Here is a 6199-nt window from a genome sequence, read left to right as displayed (position 1 = left end):
GTAGCGAGTTGCTGCTGTAAAGAAGCGATCGAACTTTCGCGTTCACTCAACTGCTGCTGTAAACTTTCGTAACTTGACTTCGCTACTGTTTCGGCTAATTGGCTTTCGAGATTTTGCTTTTCAGTAGCGAGTTGCTGCTGTAAAGAAGCGATCGAACTTTCGCGTTCACTCAACTGCTGCTGTAAACTTTCGTAACTTTCTGGCAGCGGATTTGGCTTTACACTCACCGAGTCCGATAGAGTTTCTGCCGTTACAGCGTCATTAGACTCGCTTTCTTCGGCTGTTTCCCCTTGCAAGTGGGCTGCCTCTACCTCCGTTTCTTCACCTTTTTTCCAAGTGACAGTAACTTCCGTCTTGTCCTTAGAAATATCCAGAGCGCCTTGTGCCAAGCGTTCTAGGAGTTCCGACCTTGATATTCCGAGCTTGCGAGCGATCACGTTTAACCGATCGGCACTAGAAGAAGTCAGCGAAAGTCCGACTTTGACTTTACTTTCTGAATTGGAGCTAACTACATTGCGATTTTTTTTGACCATTGGCATTTTCCTCATGCCAACCTACACTTATTAGTGTAGTGGCTGAAGCTTCTATTAAAATTTATTCTTGTTACTTACCAATTGTGCCAGCTTACGTTCCCACTTGAACAAAAATCCTTGAATATACTCTTGCGTCCATTCTTCGCCGTAGAACCGCTTAAACATTCCCTGGGCCGAGTTTTTTTCGGCACGATACCGCAGATAGCGCAGTTGAGCTTGTAAGCCGTTGTTTTAAAGCGAAGCTTCCAAAGTCGCACCTGCAACCCGATGATCTCGATCTTTTGCCAAATAGCTCACAGCAGCGCGAGCTTGAGGATTGTCAAATTTGCTCAGCGCGCGAGCAACTCGCAGCCGAATTCCCCAGTAATCCGAACTTACTAGAGGTAATAATTGCTGCAATGCCTCTTCTTGCTTCTGGGTATTTGCCAGCACACCAAATCCGTCAATTGCTGCTTCCTGAACAGGTAAATCTTCGCCGCCAAGACCGATCGCACAAATTTCAAATATTGCATCAGCACACTGCATTTCGTACAGCGGAGCCATGATACTGCGGCGGACGAGCCAATTATCATCGCGACGAAAAGCTTCGACTAAATGAGAAATTGCCTCGGTTCCGAACCTTGACAAAGAGTTAGCGGCTTCGGCGCGCACGTTCGGATCGCGATCGAACTGCATCATTTTTAACAGCGCCGCAAAAGCTTCCGCAGTTGGAATCTGCCGCAATCCCATCGCCACGAACGATCGCACCATAAACTCGCGATCGTCCACTTTGCTCAGCAACATCGGCAGCGCCACCGCAGAATCGCACTTTCTCAGAGCCGTTACCCCCCGCAGCCTGTCTTGAGAATCCGAACTTTGCAGCGCTGCTTGGATTTCGCTAATTTCCATAAGCCAATTATATATTTATTTTTGTTACGTTTCTTTACAATTTTAGCAATTATTCCCGTATTTTGGGCAGATTTAAAAAAACTTCACTGCTGAATCAGAATTTTTGTGGGTATTTAAGCGAGCTTTTGTATTAGTAATTAAGGCAATCAGTACCCTATTTATTTGAGTATGCGGAGGCATCTTTATTTTTTAAATAGGTTTTAAAAGCCGATTTTTTACAAGCCGCGGCTTGGGCGCAGTGCAGAATAGAATCATTTTTAACCCCAAGTTGCGGAGATAAAAGCGCAATTTAAAACCCTAATTATCCCGCGCATAAAATCCCAAATGATTGGCAATTGGACGTTCCTGCATGGGAATTTTATTCTGAATCGGAGCATTCAACAGTTTCGCTCCTGACGGCGATGCTACTGCAAAAGTTACCGACCCGCCGCCATCTAAATTCAGCACTGTCTCCGCTCCCAACTGCATCGAAATATCAGTTATTTCGCTCAATTTCAGCCCTTCACTGTAAAGCCTCTGCTTGCCGTCTGCCAGAATTAACCACAACTTGTCGCCTGTTTTGTCGATCGCCGCAACGGCACGGGGATAGGGTTTATCCTGTTTGCGTTCTTTTGGACTTTGTGCTACGGGTTGGCCATTTTTTACCAGCAAAGTATCTCCGGCAACTGCATAGGCTGTTCCCGCAGGACAAGTGCCGTTTTCGATTATTTGAGCGCGGTTTTTGGCATCAAAACAAAGGGCGGGAAAGTCTGGATTTGGTTGAGAATAAGCTTGACCTTTGGCAATGGCGTGTCCGACATTATTTACTCGATCGCCACTGCGGGGATAGTAATCCCAAGGTGCTTCCTCGATGCAGGGATAAAAAAAGTTGCCGTTGACTGCTAATTGCAATTTAAATTCTTTCAGGAATTCAGTAGCGGTGCGGGCATTGGTTTCTGTTAAATCGGGTGTTGGGTTTCCGGGAGTGACAAAAATTCCTATTCCCGGCGCTTTTAGGTCGATGCTAACAATGTGAATTAGGGTGGGACGCGGATTAGTCCGAAATTCCCTGCGGTAGGCTATTCCTTGAAAGAGCGATCGGGCTTCGTTTGTTTGTTGGGGACGCAAAAAGTAGGGAATGTTGTAGAGTAGTATTGGTGCGAGCAATATTCCCACACCGAGAATATGCCAAATTTGTTTGATAGTGGGCCGATAAGTCATACCATTTTAGATTGGAGATTGGGGACGGAAACACTGACAGATTTATATATTTTCCAGCATCCTATACTAATATGAAGTATTCGGATTCCAATAATTTTAGCAATCAAATTTTACGAAATCGATCGTTCCAAGGACAAGTTCTTAACGGTGCTGATTTCAGCGGTGCGGATGTTCGAGGCTGCAATTTTAGAAATGCTCAGTTAGCGGGTGCGAATTTTATCGGTGCGAAAATCGGGCTTTCTCGGCGACAGATAGCTGTTTTGAGTGCTGGGGCGATCGCGATTTGTTTGGTTGTGGGCGATGTTCTGACTCGACTGATTTTGGGAACTCAAGGACAATTACCGGGCTCTGGCAGTTGGCCTTTTGTTCTGTTGCTGTACGGGGTTTTGAGCGCTGCTGGCTTCGCTTCGGCGATCGCCAGCAAACAGCCAAAAACCTCAAAAGCGGGTAGATTGGCACGAACAATTTCTGCTATTCTATCAGGAGCTTTGTTGGGATTTTTCTATGCTGGCACTGCAACTAATAATAATTCCCAGGCTGCTCTTGCTGGAATGTCGATCGGCGGGGTGTTAATGTTTTTTGTGAATTCCCGGATTCGTAGCGAATTTGCACAGGTGGCGATCGCATCGGCTGGAAGTGTGGCGACTTACGCAGCGGCTTTTTTGTTCAGTGCAACGGCGAGCGCTTTTCTGAGCACTCACAAACTGTTTTGGGGTATGTGTTTCGGTTTGCTGTCGCTGCTGTATCTTTGGTTTGCGTTTGTGTCTTTCTCCGCTATTGTTCGAGAGATTGGAAATGCTGAGGGTACTTCGTTCAGAGGGGCAAATCTCGCTGATGCTAAGTTCGATATAAATTACCTCAATCTAAAATCTAAAATTTAAAATCTAAAATTACCCGACTGATATTCAAACAGTAATTGAGCCAGCAGAAAGCGACGCTTTGCTGCAAACGGTGGCGATTGGTGTAGGTCACTATGGTTTTCTACTATTGGCATTATATCTGGGTGTTTATTCTCGGCGCGATCGCCCTAATTTACCCTCAAAAATATACAAGCGAGATCCCTTGATTTTTCTCAAAGAATTCAAGGGATCTCGCTCTAATCAAACTATTTATCTCATATCAGAGATTTTTTTTGCAAGCTGTTTTTTTTGCCTAAACAGCTTGATTAACGGAGAGGGAGGGATTCGAACCCTCGTTAAGTTGCCCTAAACACACTTTCCAGGCGTGCGCCTTCAACCGCTCGGCCACCTCTCCAGGGCTAAATTAATTCATTTAGCCACAGCTAAACTATATTAACAGAACAAATCTGATTTGGGAAGGGGTAACGGCATAAATTTACTGTTTAATGTGGATAGGGTGTCAAACGAGCCGGCTTGGATTCTCCTACCTATGTCGCAAACCCCTTCATCTAAAGGAGTTTGCCCGCCAAACCCCAATCTAAAATCTAAAATCTAAAATCTAAAATTCCATGACTGACTCTTACACAATTAAAATTCATAACAGACAGACAGGCGATCGCCACACCGTGCGAGTACCCGAAGACCGCTACATCCTGCAAAGCGCGGAAAACCAAGGAGTAGAATTGCCCTTTTCCTGCCGCAACGGCGCTTGTACCGCCTGTGCGGTGCGCGTCAAGTCGGGGGAACTGCACCAGCCAGAAGCAATGGGGCTGTCTGTGGAACTGCAAAAAGAAGGTTATGCCCTGCTGTGCGTCAGCTATCCCCGTTCCAACATCGAGGTAGAGACGCAAGACGAAGACGAAGTGTACGAACTGCAATTCGGTCGTTACTTCGGCAAAGGTAAAGTTAAAGCCGGTTTGCCGTTGGATGAAGAATAACGCAATTTGATAAATAATCAACTACCAATTATCCATGCTTTATCGATTATGTGCGATCGCCCTTTGTCTGTTGCTAGCTAGCTGCCAAAAACCAGAAATGCCCCAAGGTACGATCGCCAAAGTAGAAAGGGCCATCAGCGGCCAAACAATCGAAGTTATCAGTACAGCCGACAAAATAGCCTTATTAGAACAAATCAGGCTAATTGGTATTGATGCGCCGGATTTAAAACAGCAGCCTTGGGGAGAAGCAGCCAAACAAAGACTAGAACAGCTAATTGGGGGAAAACAGGTATTGTTAGAATCAGACATCGAAGAGAAAGACCAGTTCGATCGCAAACTAGCCTACTTGTGGCAAGATAAAAATTTGCTCAACGAACAGCTAATCAAAGAAGGTTATGCCCTGGCCTCAGTGCGATCGCCCAACACCAAATACCAGCAGCGACTCGTGAACGCTCAAGAATGGGCGAGACTCATGGGTAAAGGCCTGTGGAATCCAGAACGAGCTTTGCGCCAAACTCCTGCAGAATTCCGCCAGCAAAATCGGAAATAGTCAATCGATTTTAGATTTTAGATTTTAGATTTTAGATTGAAGCATTGACCCCACCGATAAATTCGGGGGGCAAGTTTCATCGGGTACAGGTTTTTATTTCTGGACGGATGAATCACGTGGCGGGTATCGTGGATGCTTTCGGTCAGTTGGGAATTGTTGACAACTGACAACTGACAACTAACAACTAACAACTGACAACTGACAACTGACAACTAACAACTAACAAATGACAGACAATCAACTGCAAAACTTCTTAGAAATAGCCACCGAAGCAGCCCTAGCCGCCGGTTCCGTCCTGAAATCTTTCTGCGGAAAATTAGAAAAAATTCAAGAAAAAGGCCGATCGGGTGATTTAGTCACAGAAGCCGACAAAGCCTCAGAAGCCGTCATCTTAGAAATTCTCGGTCGCCACGTACCCCACCACGCCATCCTCGCCGAAGAATCCGGCAAATTAGGGGATGCCAGCAGCAAATACCTGTGGGCGATCGACCCTTTGGACGGCACAACAAATTATGCTCACCAATATCCTTTTTGGGCCGTGTCGATCGGGCTTTTAATCGACGGTATACCACAAATTGGAGTAATTTACGACCCTTTTCATAATGAATTGTTTCGGGCAGGCAAAGGATTGGGAGCAACCTGCAACCGATCGCCGATCGAAGTTTCCCAAATCCCAGAATTGAGAACCAGCTTGCTAGTCACTGGCTTTGCATACGATCGGCGCGAAACAGCAGACAATAACTATGCCGAATTCTGTCACCTCACCCACCTCACCCAAGGCGTGCGGCGCAGCGGTTCCGCATCCCTAGACCTCGCACACCTCGCGATGGGGCGATCGGACGGATACTGGGAACGGGGACTCGCCCCTTGGGACGTAGCAGCAGGCGTACTCATCGTCTCCGAAGCCGGAGGTCAAGTTACAGCTTATGACGGCAGTGCCTTTGAGATGAACTCCGGTCGGGTTTTGGCCACAAACGGCAAAATACACGCCGAACTCAGCAGCGCACTGCTAGCCGTTCCTCCCTTATCTTCTTGGAAGTAGCGCCCCCCAGCAATAGATCGGGGGTAGTACGGGGGTCACAACCCTTTGACTCAAGCTACATTAAAGAATAGTGAGTGCGATTCGTTTAACCTAAATGGGTAGAGATACTCAGGGATGGTTAGCCTAACCAAATGGTTAGTATAACTGAA

General features: G+C 46.5%; 8 protein-coding genes and 1 tRNA gene. 4 read left to right on the top strand and 5 right to left on the bottom strand.

Annotation, left to right across the window (positions count from 1 at the left end):
* The 4 genes from QUB26_RS30915 to QUB26_RS30900 form a co-directional block, all read right to left on the bottom strand.
* On the bottom strand, window positions 1-533 hold a 533-nt coding region (locus QUB26_RS30915; protein ID WP_333321131.1), incomplete at its 3' end, for a ribbon-helix-helix protein, CopG family.
* Between the two features lie 54 nt (window positions 534-587).
* Entirely contained in the window at window positions 588-743 is a 156-nt protein-coding gene (locus QUB26_RS30910) for a hypothetical protein (RefSeq protein ID WP_333239611.1), read from the bottom strand.
* Between the two features lie 21 nt (window positions 744-764).
* Entirely contained in the window at window positions 765-1421 is a 657-nt protein-coding gene (locus QUB26_RS30905; RefSeq protein WP_333239605.1) for a HEAT repeat domain-containing protein, read from the bottom strand.
* A 297-nt stretch (window positions 1422-1718) separates the two neighbouring features.
* The gene (locus QUB26_RS30900; protein WP_333239603.1) at window positions 1719-2621 is read right to left on the bottom strand and encodes a phosphodiester glycosidase family protein; all 903 of its coding nucleotides are present in this window, start codon (window positions 2619-2621) and stop codon (window positions 1719-1721) included.
* Window positions 2622-2692: 71 nt separating this feature from the next.
* Between QUB26_RS30900 and QUB26_RS30895 the strand changes: the two genes are divergently transcribed.
* The gene (locus QUB26_RS30895) at window positions 2693-3502 is read left to right on the top strand and encodes a pentapeptide repeat-containing protein (RefSeq protein WP_333239601.1); all 810 of its coding nucleotides are present in this window, start codon (window positions 2693-2695) and stop codon (window positions 3500-3502) included.
* 288 nt (window positions 3503-3790) lie between these two features.
* On the opposite strand, the gene QUB26_RS30890 is transcribed toward QUB26_RS30895, so the two are convergent.
* Window positions 3791-3875: transfer RNA gene (locus tag QUB26_RS30890), tRNA-Ser, on the bottom strand.
* A gap of 214 nt (window positions 3876-4089) precedes the next feature.
* Between QUB26_RS30890 and QUB26_RS30885 the strand changes: the two genes are divergently transcribed.
* The 3 genes from QUB26_RS30885 (at window position 4090) to QUB26_RS30875 (ending at window position 6050) form a co-directional block, all read left to right on the top strand.
* Entirely contained in the window at window positions 4090-4458 is a 369-nt protein-coding gene (locus QUB26_RS30885; RefSeq protein WP_333185390.1) for a 2Fe-2S iron-sulfur cluster-binding protein, read from the top strand.
* A gap of 34 nt (window positions 4459-4492) precedes the next feature.
* Window positions 4493-5008: a thermonuclease family protein gene (locus QUB26_RS30880; protein ID WP_333239599.1), complete on the top strand. Its 516-nt coding sequence runs from the start codon at window positions 4493-4495 to the stop codon at window positions 5006-5008.
* Window positions 5009-5234: 226 nt separating this feature from the next.
* Window positions 5235-6050: an inositol monophosphatase family protein gene (locus QUB26_RS30875; protein ID WP_333321129.1), complete on the top strand. Its 816-nt coding sequence runs from the start codon at window positions 5235-5237 to the stop codon at window positions 6048-6050.
* The last annotated feature ends 149 nt before the right edge of the window (window positions 6051-6199 follow it).

Origin of the sequence: Microcoleus sp. B4-C1 (genome assembly GCF_036705285.1) — a bacterium.
In the GTDB taxonomy this organism is placed as follows: Bacteria; Cyanobacteriota; Cyanobacteriia; order Cyanobacteriales; family Microcoleaceae; genus Microcoleus.
Note: the sequence above shows the minus strand (reverse complement) of the source record. Positions and strands in the feature narration are given on the sequence as shown.

Coding starts and splice junctions, on each gene's coding strand:
- QUB26_RS30905 (WP_333239605.1), bottom strand. CDS start 1,421: ATGGAAATTAGCGAAATCCAAGCAGCGCTGCAAAGTTCGGATTCTCAA.
- QUB26_RS30895 (WP_333239601.1), top strand. CDS start 2,693: ATGAAGTATTCGGATTCCAATAATTTTAGCAATCAAATTTTACGAAAT.
- QUB26_RS30885 (WP_333185390.1), top strand. CDS start 4,090: ATGACTGACTCTTACACAATTAAAATTCATAACAGACAGACAGGCGAT.
- QUB26_RS30880 (WP_333239599.1), top strand. CDS start 4,493: ATGCTTTATCGATTATGTGCGATCGCCCTTTGTCTGTTGCTAGCTAGC.
- QUB26_RS30900 (WP_333239603.1), bottom strand. CDS start 2,621: ATGACTTATCGGCCCACTATCAAACAAATTTGGCATATTCTCGGTGTG.
- QUB26_RS30875 (WP_333321129.1), top strand. CDS start 5,235: ATGACAGACAATCAACTGCAAAACTTCTTAGAAATAGCCACCGAAGCA.